This is a genomic window from Paenibacillus sp. RU5M (assembly GCF_900221055.1).
Classification (GTDB): Bacteria; Bacillota; Bacilli; order Paenibacillales; family Paenibacillaceae; genus Paenibacillus; species Paenibacillus marchantiae.
Window position 1 is genome coordinate 188,521 of record NZ_OBQM01000002.1, and the last position, 15,477, is coordinate 203,997.

Sequence of the window (15,477 nt, forward strand, 5' to 3'; positions counted from 1 at the left end):
TCTGATTAAAGCCCCTCGGCTAATATACGCTTCAAAAATTGTCCTGTATGGGAGGCTCTGACCTCCGCCACCTGCTCCGGCGTGCCTTCGGCTACTAGCTCACCACCCGCTGCGCCACCTTCTGGGCCAATGTCAATAACCCAATCGGATTCCCGAATCAATTCCAGACTGTGCTCTACAACGACAACGGTATTCCCCGACTCAACCAGCTTATCCAGCAAAATATGGAGTTGCTTGATGTCTGACGGATGAAGGCCGGTTGTTGGCTCATCCAATAGATAGAGCGTGTGTTTTTTGGTCTTTTTACTCAGCTCTTTTGCCAGCCTGATCCGTTGACCCTCACCGCCTGACAATGTTTTGACGGATTGACCCCATTGGAGATAACCAAGTCCAACTTCACACAACATCTCGACGAGATCGGCGATTTTGGTCTGACTTTTCAGGACAGGCAGACTTTCGGCTACTGACATATTCAGTACATCGGATATCGAGAATCCTTCGTATTGAACCTGTAACACCTCATCCATGAATCGTCTGCCCTTACAGTCATGACAAGTTACCTCCAGATCAGGCAGGAAGTTCATGTCCACAGACAACACTCCCAGACCTTGACAGGTTTCACAGCGCCCTCCGGGTGTATTGAACGAGAAATGCTTCGCAGTAAGCTTTCGTGCCTTGGCATCTGGCAAACCAGCGAACAGTTGGCGCAGGTGTGTAAATACGTCTGTGTAGGTGGCAACATTCGACCGTTGCATTCTGCCCATTGGCGTTTGGTCAAAAATAACGATATCACCTACGTGCTCCAAGCCTGTTATCTCTTCACAACCTGATGGTTTCTGACCTGATTCCATTCCCTGTGCGAGGATATCAAATACAAGCGTAGATTTGCCTGACCCTGAAACACCCGTTACGGAGATCAGCGTGCCTAATGGAAAAGATACGACCGGAATATCAATGTTGCGCAAATGCGCTCCCTGAATGGAAAGATGCTGCCCCGTACCTGTTCTCCGGTTATAAGAAGGACTAGCCACAGATTCATTTCTCAGATAAGCTCCCGTAACCGAAAGCTCACTTGCCATTAAATCCTCCAGGCTCCCTTCACCAACAACCATCCCTCCATTGACTCCAGCACCAGGTCCAATGTCGATCACATGATCAGCAGCACGCATCATCTCAATATCGTGTTCAATGACGAGGATCGTATTGCCCAGATCACGAAGCTCCTGAAGTACGCGAATCAGGCCAATGGTATCTTTCGGATGGAGCCCTGTCGTCGGTTCGTCCAGAATATACAATACGCCCGTTAAACCAGAGCCTAGAAGCGATGCAAGTCGTAATCGCTGAGCTTCACCACCAGATAAAGTTACGGTCTGACGATCCATGGAGAGATAGCCAAGTCCAACATCCATAATGCGTTTCAACTTGGTGGGCAGATCATGAAGGATTGGATCAAGCAGGTGATGTGCCTCGGGTGAGATCACTTTTTGTAGGCCTACCGTCCATTCCAGCACTTTACTGAATGACCAGTTGGTTACGTCGGAGATGGATGCGCCAGCTACGCTTACCAAAAGAATTTCTTTTTTCAAACGAGCGCCCTGACATTCAGGACACTGCTGTTGATGAAAAAAACGTCCGTCTTTTTCCGTTCCGCCACCTTCTCCTTCCTTTTCTTTATATCGTCTCCACAATCCGGGGATCACACCTTCGAACTTGGTTCCCTGGATGGGCTTGATATTAGGGTAATGCTGCTTAAACGCTTCGCTCTCGACGCCGTAGTACAGCAAATCGCGCTCGATTTCACCAAGGTCCTTCAATGGACGATCCGGATCGAATCCGAATCCAAAATGTTGTCCAGCTGCAACCAGAATTCGGATCTGGATATCCCGATGCACACCATTTAACGAAGCTACACCTCCATCCCGCACACTAAGCTCAGGATTGAATACTGCCGCTTCGTTGATTGATGCCACATGACCAAGCCCACTACATACATCACAAGCGCCCTCCGGTTTGTTGAACGAAAAGTGTGACATGCCCAGCTTCTCAAGCACGGCATTGCAATGTGGACAATGTATAGTCTGATGACCCATGTATTCGTCTTCCTCGGTTAAATGACCAGCCGCTTCCCACGATGGTGATATGGTGCCATTACAGGATGGGCATATACGCTCTCCAAGTCTGGAAAAAATGAAACGAACGTAAGTGTAAATGTCTGTCACTGTTCCTACCGTTGAGCGTGGATTCCGGTTAGTAATGTGCTGTCCTACGCTGATGGATGGAGAAAGACCTGTGATGGACTCCACTTTCGGTTTGCTGATCGAATCCGATGTTAATCCCATCGATTCCATGTATTGTCTCTGGCATTCTCGCTGAAGGGTATCCATTGCCAGCGTGGATTTGCCGGAGCCGGACGGTCCCGTTAGAACCACCAACTTATACTTCGGAATCGAAAGTGAAATATTCTTCAGGTTGTTCTCCCGTGCTCCTTTAATCATCATTGTTTCTCTCAAAATCGATCGTCCCCTTTGCAAATAAGTACAGAGTTCGTTAAAATAAGTTGAAATTAATCATACGTTAATCTAGTATCTCCAAAATTTATTATCTCGTTAATCTAATATCTCGATAATCAAGATATATGTCATCTTAAGAGGAGGGTTATCTTTTGTCAAGAGAACATCAACAACAACCTACCGAATTACAGGAGAATTTTACGTTGCGAATGCGGAGCCTGGGTACCCGAACCGTTTTATATCAGCAGCATGTGGCTGCCTCTTTGGGCTTGTACAATAACGATTTCATATCCGTGGATATCCTGCGCGAGAAGGGGCCAATCACTGCTGGTGAGCTGTCAAAACTTACCGGTCTGGCCACAGGAAGTGTCACGACATTAATTGACAGGCTTGAGAAGAACGGCTTTGTCCGTCGAGAAAATGACCCTAATGACCGCCGTAAAGTCATCATTGTGCCTTTGTACGAAAACAAGGAAGAGGTCAGCAGCACCTACCTCACCCTTCATGCAGCTATGGTTAATCTGGCTTCCACATACACAGAGGAAGAGCTGGAGCTTATTACAGGGTTCCTGAGTAAAGCAGGAAATGTTCTGGATGGACAGATTGAAGATCTAAGCTCCAAAATTCGTGGCAAATCATCATCGTGATCCATGTTTATATTTTGTGAAAAATGTGAGTTATATTAGAAAAACAAAAAGGACGATATCCGCAAGTGATCAAAATCACTCCGGTATATCGTCCTTTTTGGGGATGAAGCCGCTTTATACTCAAGGCATTTCCTGGTTTAAATCTTAATTGGCCTCGATTCCAAGACCGCTTAACGGATCTTTTAAACCATTAATATTGGTGATCAATTCAGGAATACCTGTCTTCTCCCAGTTTTCTGCCGTAAAACCCTGCGCTGCAAGCGTGTTCTCAAATTGATCTACAACTTCGGTTAATTGATTGTTGTAACTGACCAGATTTTCATGAATGCTTTCCCCTATCGCTGGTGCTGTCAGCTGAGAAAATTCGTCGGCTTCCGCCTGAATCTGATCTATTTTCTCCTGTACCTGAGTTGTTATTTCAGGGTTACTCACCGCTCCTGATGCGAGTTCCTGCAGATCGGCTCCGGCGTTCGATACTTGCTCTATATAATCAGTAGCCCCACTAACGTAATTCAAACTTTGATTCGCTTGTTCTACAACGGAACAGGCCGATATCATAAGAATACTTGACGCAATGAGGCCTGCCATCATCATTGTGTGCTTTCTTTTCCGTTTAATCATGACCATCTCCCCTTCTTCAACTTGAAGTGTTTCTTCCAGATTTATGATAACTGCTCCGTATGCTTCATTGCAAATGGGTCTACATTCAGCGTTATTAACATGTATAATAAAGGAATCATACGGTAAAGGGATGTCATGAATATGCTTCAGGCCTTAAATGTACGCTTGAACCGCATCATGCCACTGATTACTCCAATCAGCATTATTATTGGCGTTCTTTGCGGGAGTCTTCTTTCTTCTTATACCTTTTTGTCGCCATGGCTTTTTGCGTTCATGACGTTTGCGGGAAGCATCAGTCTCGGGATACGGGATTTTGTGAACGTGCTGAAGAAGCCTTTTCCACTGTTCGTTTGTCTGTTTATTCTGCATCTGGCGATGCCTCTGATTGCTCTTGGCATGGGTCACCTGGTCTTCCCAACGGATGCCTACACGATAACGGGCCTTGTTCTGGCTGCAGTTATTCCGACAGGTGTGAGCAGCTTTATCTGGGTCAGTATCTATCGGGGCAATATCGCTCTGACGCTGTCGATTATCCTGATTGACACCATGCTTGCTCCTTTCGTGGTACCCGGCGTATTATCCTTGCTGATTGGCACTAGCGTATCGTTGGATATAGCAGCCATGATGAGCAGTCTGTTCTGGATGATCGTTGTTCCCTCCTTGCTCGGGATGCTTTTGAATGAATGGACCAAAGGGGCCATTGTTCCGGTCTGGGGGCCAAGACTGAATCCGTTCTCCAAATTGTTCATGGCAGCGGTTGTCGCGATTAATGGCTCTGTTGTTGCGCCCTATTTGGCTGACTTTAACTGGCAGCTCGCTGGTCTAGCAGCCATCATTATTTTTCTGGCCTCATTTGGCTATGCTCTAAGTTACTTCGTTGCCCGATTACTCGGTTGGAATGAAGCCGATCAGGTCGCACTTGTATTCAACGGAGGCATGCGCAATATTAGTGCGGGAGCGGTGCTTGCCGTATCGTATTTCCCTCCACCGGTTGCCGTCCCGGTTGTACTCGGCATGGTATTCCAGCAGATGTTGGCCTCGCTTGCAGGATACCTGCTTGGCCGCCGCTCGCAGACTCTTCACAATGCTGATAAGACGTCCGCAGCCTAGTACAAAATAAGCAAATCAAAAACGCCGACAGTATTGTCGGCGTTTTTTTAAAACTTTATCAAGCTACGTATTCATAAACCTAGTAATCCGAGAGCGAAATTCCAGCTCCAATGATAAGTACGAACACAAGAATATACACAACAATCCCGATTGCTGCCCACAGCAATGCTGCTTTGGCATAATTGGCTTTCGAAGGATTCGAATCTCCAAATGCCCATACAAACAACATAATAATGTTTACAAGCGGAATCATCATAAGGAACAACGTGAGCATCCAACTACCGAAACTTACTGGCTGTGGTCCTGGCTTATGTACTCTTTGACTAGCAACTTCTGACATAATATTTCTTCCTCCTTTCTCCTTCATTTCAATTGCTACCTGCTAAGACAATCTACTTCTACTTTATAAAGAAAAGTTTGCCGTTAATAAAAATACCTGAAATCTCATGAATTTACAATGTAATATTTACCATATTAGTTTCAACATAAAATTTTTATAATATATCCTGATTCTGTATAACACAAAGGACCTGCAATAAGTGACACTTATGATTAAAGTGCCTACCCTGCAGATCCCCATTCACTCTATTTCTCTTTTCCTCACACTAATTCACAAGGTATCATAACGATTTCAAAAAGCCCACGATTCTGGAGGCAATTCTTTCATGTCCGGCCTGGTTGGGATGGAGCCCATCCGGTACACCGTTATCACCTGTAAAGTATAAATCTTTGTGCACAGGCAGCAATGGCTGGATTCCAGCAATGTTCCACAGATCGCAGACCGGGATGGAGTATAACGACGCGACCTCTCTAATCGCAGCGACATAGTCACTGTATATCCGTCTGGTTACCGTATTAGGCAGGTCTTCTGGGACAGCTTCACTTGATCCATGGGGCGGAGTAAGAAACACGATCAGCTTGGTTGGATAGCGCTGGATCAACTCTTCTGATATATGTTTAAGCGCCCCATAAAAGGTATCCTTCGAATTGGGCGAAGTGCTGATATCTCCAAATGCCGTCGTACCACTGGAGAAGTCATTTCTTCCGCCCATGAAAAAGATAACATCCGCTTCCGCGTGCATCTGCCCAATGCGATTACACATCGGTTCAAACCCTCCGTCCGCCACACTGCTTCCGGAAATGCCATGATTCTCATAGGATTGAAATCCCAATGCGCTGCTAACCAGCTCCGGATACGGATGTTCCCCTTCCTGGAGTCCATATCCGAAAGTTATGCTGTCCCCCAGAAAAACAGCCTTTTGCCCTTCATAGGATGATGATTGTGACGACATGAGCAGATCCCTTCTTCCCTTGTAACAGATATGTATAGTAACGATGTCATCCAAATACCGAAGCAAAACGGCCTTTCCAGCCTTTCATCGTTCGCTACACTATTGTAACAAAAGTTTTCGTGCCACACGATACCGAGACAATCTTAATAGAGAAGAAGATCAGCATCTATCGCTCTACGTTCCAGGCATTCTCCACTAAAATATTACCTTGTTACATCACGCACGGTGCTGTTCCTCGCCTGGATGATGTCTCCAGTGGAAGCCATTGGTGTATCACCTGCTACGGTATGCGCCAGCATTCCGGCTGTCGCAGCAAAAGAGATTGTCTCCGCTGGCATCCACCCCTCCAGTTCACCATACATGATGCCGCTCGCAAACGCATCGCCCGCGCCGATCCGGTCATAAACAGAAAAGGTCAGCGGCTCGGAATAAGCGAACACCCCTTCCTTGAACATATAGCCCTGTAGGCAGTGTCGGTTATCGCTGTATATGGTACGATGCGTTCCAGCAAGGGTACGCACGCCATACCGTTCGGCAACCAGGGGAATGAGCTCAGTCAGTTGCTCTTCCCTTTGTACTTTGTCCGTATTTAACCCCAGAATATGAAGAGCATCCCGCTCATTCATCAGGACGATATCTGACAAATGCAACATTTCCTCATAATGCGGCTTCGCCATGGCATAACCCTGATCCCCCCATAAAGCAGGACGATAATTACAATCAAAAACAACTGTGCCGCCTTGTTCTTTGACCGCCTGTGCCAATTGTTTCATCGCCAGTCTCACCGAATCATTCATCGCCAGCGTGATTCCGCAGAAATGAATAGCGTCCATGCCTGATGCAACTGCCGCAAAGGGATACGTGCCTTCAGGCGCAATATTAAAGCTGCTCTCCAGCCGGTTAGAGTAAGTCACCCGTCCAGGTCTGGCCCCATAACCATTCTCCAGAAAGTACATCCCGATATACTGCCCTCCGCGACGCACATATTCGGTGCTCAGGCCCAGTCCGCGCAAATAGGATTCGGCGGCATCACCCAACGGATTGACCGGAAGCCTCGACACCAGCAGGCCTGCATATCCGTAACGTGTCATCGCCGACACTACATTGACCCCACTGCCCGAAAAGGAGTATTTCAGCCGATTACTCTGAATCAACAGATCATGTCCCGGAACTTCAAGTCGCATCATGACTTCGCCAAAAGCCCCTACGCGTTTAACCATACTTCTTCGCCAGCGACTTCATTGATGCATATAACGACTGCACATCACTTACAATGGTCAGACCCTCCTGATCAATAATGGAGGAATACACATGTGGAATAACCTGCGGAACCCCCGCCTCCAGTGCGATTTCGAGAATGGCTTCAAAATTATCCATATCGATGCCACCGGTAGGCTCCAACGCAAAGTCCGCTTCTGCACACGCTTTCGCTACCGCTCGCAGTTCATCTTCCCTTTTTAGCCCCTGCATCGGGAAATACTTCAGTGCATTGCCACCCATATCCCGTACCAATGCAATGGCCGCGTGTACAGGCACCACGGCAAGCTCGGATTGGGCAGCGCTCACTGGACCCGTCGAAATATTGACAAAGCCCGGCTGACCAGTCGGGGAGACGAGGCTGTTAATCCAGCTGTCCCGGTCCCCGAGATTCGCTCGGGTAGCTCCAACTGCCGGAAATACCTGATTGATATGACTGCCCGGAAAATGCTTTACGATTTCGGCGACGACAGCAGCCTGTCGATTGTCTCCGGCACCTAGTCCAATTGAAACGGCATTGTCAATTTCCCGCCCATAGGCTTCCATCGCTTCCACCGCTTCAGCCACAGTGGCATAATCCTTGGAAAGAACGCCAACCAGAACATGGCCCTCAGCCGCATCAAAAACCTCTTTTGCATTCGTAATGTCCTTGGCGAGCACATTCAAAGCCACCCGATTGTTATAAAATCGTTTTGCAATCTCAGACATTTCCTTCTCCTCCTGTCAATTGTCGAATTCGATCTTCAATGACCCGCATGTCATCCCCCATCAACGGACGGGGATCGATATCGAAATAACCTTGCCTTACGCCATAATCACGAGTATAAATGGCGATAGGACCGCCTCTCAGCTCCTCATTAAGCTGTTTGGCACTGATCCCCGCCTTCGCTTCGTCGACCTGGATGCGCCCCCTGTAAATCGCTCGGCCCGCTTCGTCCTGGACAATCGATACCTGAATCCCGGCTATCTGATTGAGTGACATTAACTCCTGCAAGGAAGCCTTTTCCTGCTCACTATGGTCAGCTTTGACTGCATATTCATCCAAAGCCTGAAGCAGGCCAAACGTAGTTTCTTTACCTACTTTCATGCTGCGCCCGATCCCGTGAAGCTGAACCTTCAACCATTCGATATAGGTTCGTTTACCTGCCACAATGCCGGAAGTTGGGCCTTCAATGGCCTTGGAGCCGCTGTATATGGCTAAATCCGAATACTTCACATATTTGTGCAGGTCCTCTTCCGCAGCCGCATCGACAATGAGGGGTATCTCACACTTCTGGGCAACCTGCCAGGCTTCCTCTACGGAAATCATGTTTTTCTGTACCGCATGATGGGATTTGACGTATAGGATCGCAGCCGTTTTGTCGGAAACCGCATCCGCGATATGCTCCGCCCGACCTTCATTGGCATATCCGGCTTCGATCAGCTTCCCACCACCAAGGTAAATCATCGTCTCCACGGGAGCTCCGTATTGTACATTGTGGCCTTTCAACATAACAATTTCATTGTTCGTAATGACTTCCTGATGTAGCTTCAAACTTGCGTGGCGGTTGCCCTTTGTTACCATAGCAGCTACGGCGAGCGCGATGCCACTTGAAGCGGAATTGACAACAACGGCCGCTTCGGCACCGATTAGACGGGATACATAGTCCCCTGATTTGTCTACAAGATCTGCGATCTCCACATAACTCTGCCCGCCTTGCTTCATGGCATCCATGACTGTGTCCGTCGGTGCAGATACGCCGAGGATACTCATCCGGCCGCTGGCGTTGATAACACGTTTCAGTCCATATTTAACATTCAATGAATTGGTCACCCACAATCACTCCTTTTACTTCAATTTGACGGCTGCCTATCTTATATACTCCCTCGGAGTCCACAAGCGTTACAGGCTTGTCTACCACTTGAAAAAGAGTCAAATTGGCTTCATCTCCTGCTTGAATCCTCCCCAGCTGCGGTCTGCCCAGCCACTCTGCTGCCCGTACGGTCACCCGATCTATCGTCTCGCTCAACGAGTAGCCAAGGACCAGAAACTTACTTAACAGATTAGACATGCTGTAGACCGGGCCGTTCAAACGATTGCCCCTGTAAATATCCGTACTGATCGTATCCGGGTCAATGCCATTCTTCTTTGCAGCTTCTGCAACTTGAAATGAAAAACTCGCTGTCCCATGTCCCACATCCAAATGCACACCGCGCTTTATGGCATCCTTCAATACTTCCAGCGGCGCGCCTCTATCATCGAACAAATTATTGTTTTTTCCATTCAAATAGTGAGTGACCACATCACCACCCTGTAAGAGCGGCATGACCTCACGAATATCAGGTGGGGCTGATCCAATGTGAACCATAAGCGGCAGGCCTGTTTCCTGCGAAAACTCTCTTGCCAAATACAGCGGCCGCAGTCCACTTTTGCCAACCACACTCCCACTGATTCTTGCTTTTAATCCCACGATGAATTCAGAATATGCCCGGGTAGCCTGTAACAGCTTGTCCCTTTCAATCCAGTCCAGATTCGACAATTCGTCAGTACGCAGTAAGCCGAGGCAAGATATGTTCAAAAAGGCAAACACCCGGGTAGCCGCCTTATGAGTGCTTATCGCCAGATCGCCAATTCGATCAGCACCGCAGCTGCCTGCGTCCACAATCGTAGTAACGCCCTGTTTTACACCGATTTCATCAATGTCGTCCCCGTAAGGATCAAACTCTGGAAAAGCATGCACATGCATGTCGATCCATCCGCTGGATATGTAAGCTCCAGGCGATTCCCATATCCGTTCTCCGGTTGCCGTTCCACCAGGAGCGAATTTCACAATCAGTCCCTCATTGATAACCACATCCACTTCTTCACCACTTGTAAGACGGACTCGACGCAATACCAGCTGACCGTCCATCACAATCCCCTTCCTGTTCTGGAATTTTGGATTCACGTGTTCCTGCTTCATATGTATTGATATGAAAATACCCCTCTGTTCAACAAAAATAAATTCATCTTCCCAGATGCTCATACTCTTGTCTACTAAAAGGGGTAGCCTGTCAGTAATATTCTATTACTTCTATTCCTATTTCCACAATGCCTGTTTATTTCGGCTGAATATATCCTTCAGCTTTGAGCAATTCAGCGATCAGAACAGCACCACCTGCTGCTCCGCGCAGCGTGTTGTGAGACAGTCCTACAAACTTGTAATCATATAGGGAGTCTTCGCGCAGTCTGCCCGTTGAAACGCCCATACCGCGCTCGATGTCACGATCCAGCTTCGTTTGTGGTCTGTTCTCTTCTTCAAAATACGTAATGAACTGTTTCGGTGCGCTTGGCAGACCCAGTTCTTGCGGACGACCTTTGAATTGCAGCCAACGGTCCAGAATTTCTTCTTTGGATGGTTTTTTCTCAAAGGATACAAATACTGTCGCCAGGTGACCATCTGTTACCGGAACACGAATACATTGTGTTGTAATTAATGGTGAGGACGCTTTTACAATCTCATTATTTTGAATGCTTCCCCAGATGCGCAGCGGCTCCTGTTCACTTTTCTCTTCCTCGCCACCGATGTATGGAATCACGTTATCCAGCATTTCCGGCCAGTCGGTAAAGTTTTTACCTGCGCCTGAGATCGCTTGGTATGTGGAAGCCACCACTTGAGTTGGATTGAACTCGCGCAACGCGTGAAGTGCAGGTACATAGCTCTGAATCGAGCAGTTTGGTTTAACTGCGATGAATCCGGTTTTCGTTCCGAGACGTTTGCGTTGAGCTTCAATCACGTCCAGATGTCCTGGGTTAATTTCCGGAATAACCATTGGTACATCCGCTGTCCAGCGGTGAGCCGAGTTGTTGGAAACAACCGGAGTTCCCGTTTTGGCATAAGCCTCTTCGAGCGCTTGAATTTCATTCTTTTTCATATCTACAGCACAGAATATAAAATCAACCTGGCTTGCAAAAGCTTCCACTTGGGAAGCATCCTGCACAACGATGTTTTTCACTGCTTCCGGGATCGGAACAGCAAGCTTCCATCTGCCTTGTACGGATTCTTCGTATGTTTTGCCTGCCGAGTTAGCACTTGCTGAAATAGCCGTTACTTCAAACCATGGGTGTTCATTGAGCAGATCCACAAAACGCTGACCTACCATCCCCGTTCCTCCGACGATACCGACTTTCAATTTTGCTGACATAAAATCATCATTTCCTTTCGGTGTGAGTTTCCCCTTATTAAACACTATTCAGGCATTTCCAAAGCGTGTAGCTAACATCCCGGAAAAACCAAAAAATCCCATCCCCAAGACAAAAGTCTCAGGGACGAGATTGTTACACTCGTGGTACCACCCAGATTCGCCAATATGTCGCCATACCAGCCTCTTCGAGTTAAGGATAACTGCATTCAATTATGCCGCATCCGCATATACTCTCGCTCTGTAACAGGAGCTCCTGTCACACCATCCCTCAATCCTTAAAGTTCCGATGTGCTGCTCTGAGTCTTTATTCAATAAAAAATTCTTTACCCCTTTTCAGCTACCGGAGTTCTCTGTGAAAGAAACCTTTTATCTACTCATCTCTTCGTCGCATTTGATATTGCGATTATAATATCAAAATTACCATCGTGAAGTAAACACATTTTTTTAGATAATGGAATTTATACGTTTTCAGCGGAGCTGAACAATTCAATTATCGCAAGAAAAACTTCATCTAAACGCGGTCTGTCTTCTGTGAAAGTACGTCGATAGACGTTTTTCTTATAAATTGCTGCAAATGGCTATTTCTTTACTGCTTTTTGGCAACAATCGCATACGTTCCCAGTGGGCTCCCAGGCCCCGAGGCATGATGTGTCCTAAGTAATTTCAATTCGGAAAGAAGAAGTGTTTTTACCTTATTCGGAATCGGAAGCATCTGCAGTTCCATAGGCGCTTCTGCCAGTGTCATTTCGGTTTCCCAGCGAGCGTCCTGCAGCTCGGGAGAATGGATCGAAATCTCTTCCTTAATCGTCCAGCCCGCCGCAGAGACAAGCTCTTGAATATCCTCCGGTGTAAAAAGCGTGCGCACATTGGAGAAGCTGTTCTCCTTGTAACATTCGACCTGGGACTGAATCAGAACGGATAACCAATGTGAGAGCTGGCTCACATCTGTAACTCGTGCATCCCATTCGGCGAAACATAACTGATGCCCCCACTTCCTAACCTTGCTAAGAATCTGGGCGAGTTCGTCAAATGATTTCAAGTACCAAGAACAATGGGAAAGTACAATCACATCAAACTCATTTTCGCCGAATTGGGCCTGATCACTTAGAATGTCAAAATCATAATCCATTCGAATTCGATCACCCAGCGGAGATTTCCGCAGTTTGGCTGCCGCTTCACCTACGGTCAGTGGCGCACCATAATCCTCTGGTGCAATGTCTACACCATGAACATACCCGTGCTCCCCCACCAGATGTGCAAGCACGGCCGTTGTATCTCCCTGACCACAACCGATTTCCAGAACGCGGCTGCCTTCCCGGATCCCCCAAAAGAGTCCCAGTTTCATCCGATGCTCGGTCTGAATGTATTGAATGGCGGCATTGTCCTCCACGTCCATATACTTAATAAGGTCACTGATGATAGCCTCACTCATGATTCCTCACTCCTCAAAGAGCAACTTGAACTTCTTGCTCATTGTATCGTGACAGTCACCATTGTACAATGCTGGAGTCTATGCCAGCACCATGACACAGAGGAGACTCCGTCCTAAAGCAGATCTAAACTTCTGCTACATATCAATCCCTATCCCCACTGCGTTGCAAGCTTCTGAAGATATGGTGTCAGCATGGGCTGTAATTCCTTACGCATCAGTCCGATCTCCAAGATCGCCTGAATATATCCGAACTGATCACCAATATCGTAGCGACGCCCCTCCAGCTCAAGGGCCAGCAGCTCTTCCACCTGGCTTACTTCTTTCAGCGCATCCGTTAGCTGATATTCCCCTCCAGCCCCTCTCTCGATTTGATCGAGAATTGGAAAGATGGAAGGTTTCAGAATGTATCGTCCCATCACGGCGGTTCGGGAGGGTGCTTCTGCAATTGAAGGTTTTTCTACCAGATTGGTGATCCGGTGAACCCGATCCTCTGCGCCCTGTGAATCGATAATTCCGTATTTACTCACGTCAGCATCCTGCACTTGCCGTACGCCGACAATCTGGCTGCCTGTCTTTTCATATAAACGAATCATCTGTGCGAGCGCCGGAGGATCAGACACCATAATATCATCTCCAAGCAGTACGGCGAACGGATCATCTCCCACAAACTGACGAGCACACCCAATCGCATGGCCCAATCCAAGCGGTTCTTTTTGACGGATAAAATGAATACTCGCCATTTCGCTGATCGCTTGCACCTCTTCCAATAGAGCTTGCTTGCCTTTGGCATACAGGGAATGCTCCAATTCAACCGATTTGTCAAAATGATCCTCGATCGATTTTTTATTGCGTCCGGTTACGATAATGATATTTTCAATGCCCGATTGTACCGCTTCTTCCACAATGTATTGGATGGCCGGTTTGTCCACTATCGGCAGCATTTCTTTGGGTTGAGCCTTGGTTGCTGGCAAAAATCGGGTGCCAAGCCCCGCTGCTGGAATAACTGCTTTTTTAATTCTCATATCATGAAACACTCCTTTCATTAGCATCAGATGAAGGATCAGATCCTTGAACGGGCTCTGCCCGGAACACCCAATACCGACTGGCAATATAGTTTATAACCATGCCTGAGAGAGTCGCCAGTATTTTACTCATTACAACACTCCAACCTAATGTGCTATTGCAGATATACAAAATCAGGGAGGATAAAGACAGTACCACCAGATTGGTGATTACAAAACGCATGATTTCGTTTTTTTTGCCTTGTCTTCCCGCATCCTGGAAGGTCCACCTGCCGTTCCACCAGTAACTGTTCACGACCCCACAGCTATACGAGATCACCTGAGCAATTAGAGCAGGTGCGCCTGCGGCAGCGAGCAACGTGAATACCATTGCATCCACCGCCGTATTCAGGACACCCACAATTCCAAACTTAAATATAGTGACCAAACGATTAGTCATGATGAGCAACTCTGCCCGTTAACCGTGACTGACTCGACTGACTTTCCACCTGATATACATCTCTTACGATATATAGCGGACGCGCCTTCGTTTCATCATAGATTCGGCCAACATACTCGCCAAGAATGCCCAGCATGATCAGAATGAAGCCGTTAAAGATCAGCATGATGCTGACCATTGAAGGCCATCCTTTGATCGTTGAATCGGTAAATATCGCTGAAGCGATGACACTTAGCATATAAATGAAACCGCCGATGGATAGAACAGCTCCTACGTAACCTGCCAGCTTGAGCGGTTTGTGTGAGAATGAGGTAATGCCGTCCAGACTCAGCTTCAACATGCGTTTTAGCGGGTATTTGGTCTCCCCTGCCAAGCGTTCATCACGTTCATACTCAATGGCCGTCTGACGGAACCCCACCCAACTGACCAGTCCGCGAACAAATCGATTTTTTTCCGGAAGACGTTTCATCTCATCACATACCTTGCGATCAATCAGACGAAAATCGCCGGTATCCACTGGAATATCCGTATCCGTCGACGCACGCAGTACGCGGTAGAACAGGCTTGCCGACCATTTCTTGAAGCGGGTCTCCCCGCTTCGTCTGGTCCGACGGGCATAGACAACCTCATAGCCCTCTTTCCACTTGGCGATCATGTCCAATATCAGCTCGGGAGGGTCCTGAAGATCCGCATCAATAATGACGACCGCATCGCCTGCTGCATAATCCATCCCTGCTGTAATCGCGATCTGGTGACCGAAGTTGCGTGCAAAATCAATCAGCTTCACACTCTCGTCCCAACGGGCGTAGTCACGAATCATCTGTGCACTTTGGTCCACGCTACCGTCATTGACAAACAGCAGCTCGTAGCTCTCTCCCGTACTGCCCATCACTTTTTTCAGACGCCGATAAGTCTCCTCAATCACCGCTTCTTCGTTATACATCGGAATGATAATGCTGTAACGGCACTTTTGAGCCATGTTC

The 15,477-nt window shown here is 47.6% G+C and carries 15 protein-coding genes and 1 other annotated feature; of the genes, 2 read left to right on the forward strand and 13 right to left on the reverse strand.

Going from position 1 to position 15,477, the window contains the following annotated elements; all coding sequences use genetic code 11:
* Positions 1-5: 5 nt before the first annotated feature.
* Positions 6-2,510 (reverse strand): excinuclease ABC subunit UvrA, encoded by a 2,505-nt coding sequence (gene uvrA / locus CRO25_RS06595; RefSeq protein WP_079694399.1) that lies wholly within the window; start codon positions 2,508-2,510, stop codon positions 6-8.
* A gap of 209 nt (positions 2,511-2,719) precedes the next feature.
* On the opposite strand from uvrA, the gene CRO25_RS06600 reads away from it, so the two are divergent.
* Complete coding sequence (locus CRO25_RS06600) at positions 2,720-3,157, forward strand: MarR family winged helix-turn-helix transcriptional regulator (protein WP_170867822.1); 438 nt, start codon at positions 2,720-2,722, stop codon at positions 3,155-3,157.
* 144 nt (positions 3,158-3,301) lie between these two features.
* Here CRO25_RS06600 and CRO25_RS06605 read toward each other — a convergent pair whose 3' ends face one another.
* A complete protein-coding gene (locus tag CRO25_RS06605) occupies positions 3,302-3,778 on the reverse strand; it encodes a DUF6376 family protein (RefSeq protein ID WP_063563532.1) in 477 nt (158 codons plus the stop codon).
* 141 nt (positions 3,779-3,919) lie between these two features.
* Here CRO25_RS06605 and CRO25_RS06610 point away from each other — a divergent pair, with 141 nt between their 5' ends.
* Positions 3,920-4,888, forward strand: a complete 969-nt coding sequence (locus tag CRO25_RS06610; protein WP_063563531.1) for a bile acid:sodium symporter family protein — start codon at positions 3,920-3,922, stop codon at positions 4,886-4,888.
* Between the two features lie 79 nt (positions 4,889-4,967).
* On the opposite strand, the gene CRO25_RS06615 is transcribed toward CRO25_RS06610, so the two are convergent.
* The 11 genes from CRO25_RS06615 to CRO25_RS06665 form a co-directional block, all read right to left on the reverse strand.
* Positions 4,968-5,228, reverse strand: a complete 261-nt coding sequence (locus tag CRO25_RS06615) for a hypothetical protein (RefSeq protein WP_240321307.1) — start codon at positions 5,226-5,228, stop codon at positions 4,968-4,970.
* Between the two features lie 280 nt (positions 5,229-5,508).
* Entirely contained in the window at positions 5,509-6,180 is a 672-nt protein-coding gene (locus tag CRO25_RS06620; protein WP_079694400.1) for an SGNH/GDSL hydrolase family protein, read from the reverse strand.
* Between the two features lie 203 nt (positions 6,181-6,383).
* The gene (locus CRO25_RS06625; protein ID WP_079694401.1) at positions 6,384-7,400 is read right to left on the reverse strand and encodes a sugar kinase; all 1,017 of its coding nucleotides are present in this window, start codon (positions 7,398-7,400) and stop codon (positions 6,384-6,386) included.
* Positions 7,393-8,145: a KDGP aldolase family protein gene (locus CRO25_RS06630; protein WP_079694402.1), complete on the reverse strand. Its 753-nt coding sequence runs from the start codon at positions 8,143-8,145 to the stop codon at positions 7,393-7,395. Before CRO25_RS06630 ends, CRO25_RS06625 begins: the two co-directional genes overlap by 8 nt.
* A complete protein-coding gene (locus tag CRO25_RS06635) occupies positions 8,138-9,250 on the reverse strand; it encodes a DgaE family pyridoxal phosphate-dependent ammonia lyase (RefSeq protein WP_079694403.1) in 1,113 nt (370 codons plus the stop codon). The genes CRO25_RS06630 and CRO25_RS06635 overlap by 8 nt, the downstream gene beginning before the upstream one ends.
* On the reverse strand, positions 9,228-10,328 hold the full coding sequence (locus CRO25_RS06640; protein ID WP_079694909.1) for an amidohydrolase/deacetylase family metallohydrolase: 1,101 nt from the start codon (positions 10,326-10,328) through the stop codon (positions 9,228-9,230). The genes CRO25_RS06635 and CRO25_RS06640 overlap by 23 nt, the downstream gene beginning before the upstream one ends.
* A gap of 187 nt (positions 10,329-10,515) precedes the next feature.
* The gene (gene asd, locus CRO25_RS06645; RefSeq protein ID WP_079694404.1) at positions 10,516-11,601 is read right to left on the reverse strand and encodes an aspartate-semialdehyde dehydrogenase; all 1,086 of its coding nucleotides are present in this window, start codon (positions 11,599-11,601) and stop codon (positions 10,516-10,518) included.
* A 117-nt stretch (positions 11,602-11,718) separates the two neighbouring features.
* Positions 11,719-11,996: a binding site (T-box leader), on the reverse strand.
* A 191-nt stretch (positions 11,997-12,187) separates the two neighbouring features.
* Positions 12,188-13,033, reverse strand: coding sequence for a class I SAM-dependent methyltransferase (locus CRO25_RS06650; protein ID WP_079694405.1), 846 nt, complete (start codon positions 13,031-13,033; stop codon positions 12,188-12,190).
* A 149-nt stretch (positions 13,034-13,182) separates the two neighbouring features.
* A complete protein-coding gene (gene galU, locus CRO25_RS06655; RefSeq protein WP_079694406.1) occupies positions 13,183-14,055 on the reverse strand; it encodes a UTP--glucose-1-phosphate uridylyltransferase GalU in 873 nt (290 codons plus the stop codon).
* A 1-nt stretch (position 14,056) separates the two neighbouring features.
* On the reverse strand, positions 14,057-14,494 hold the full coding sequence (locus tag CRO25_RS06660) for a GtrA family protein (protein WP_079694407.1): 438 nt from the start codon (positions 14,492-14,494) through the stop codon (positions 14,057-14,059).
* A complete protein-coding gene (locus tag CRO25_RS06665) occupies positions 14,487-15,473 on the reverse strand; it encodes a glycosyltransferase family 2 protein (protein WP_079694408.1) in 987 nt (328 codons plus the stop codon). The genes CRO25_RS06660 and CRO25_RS06665 overlap by 8 nt, the downstream gene beginning before the upstream one ends.
* Positions 15,474-15,477: the final 4 nt, after the last annotated feature.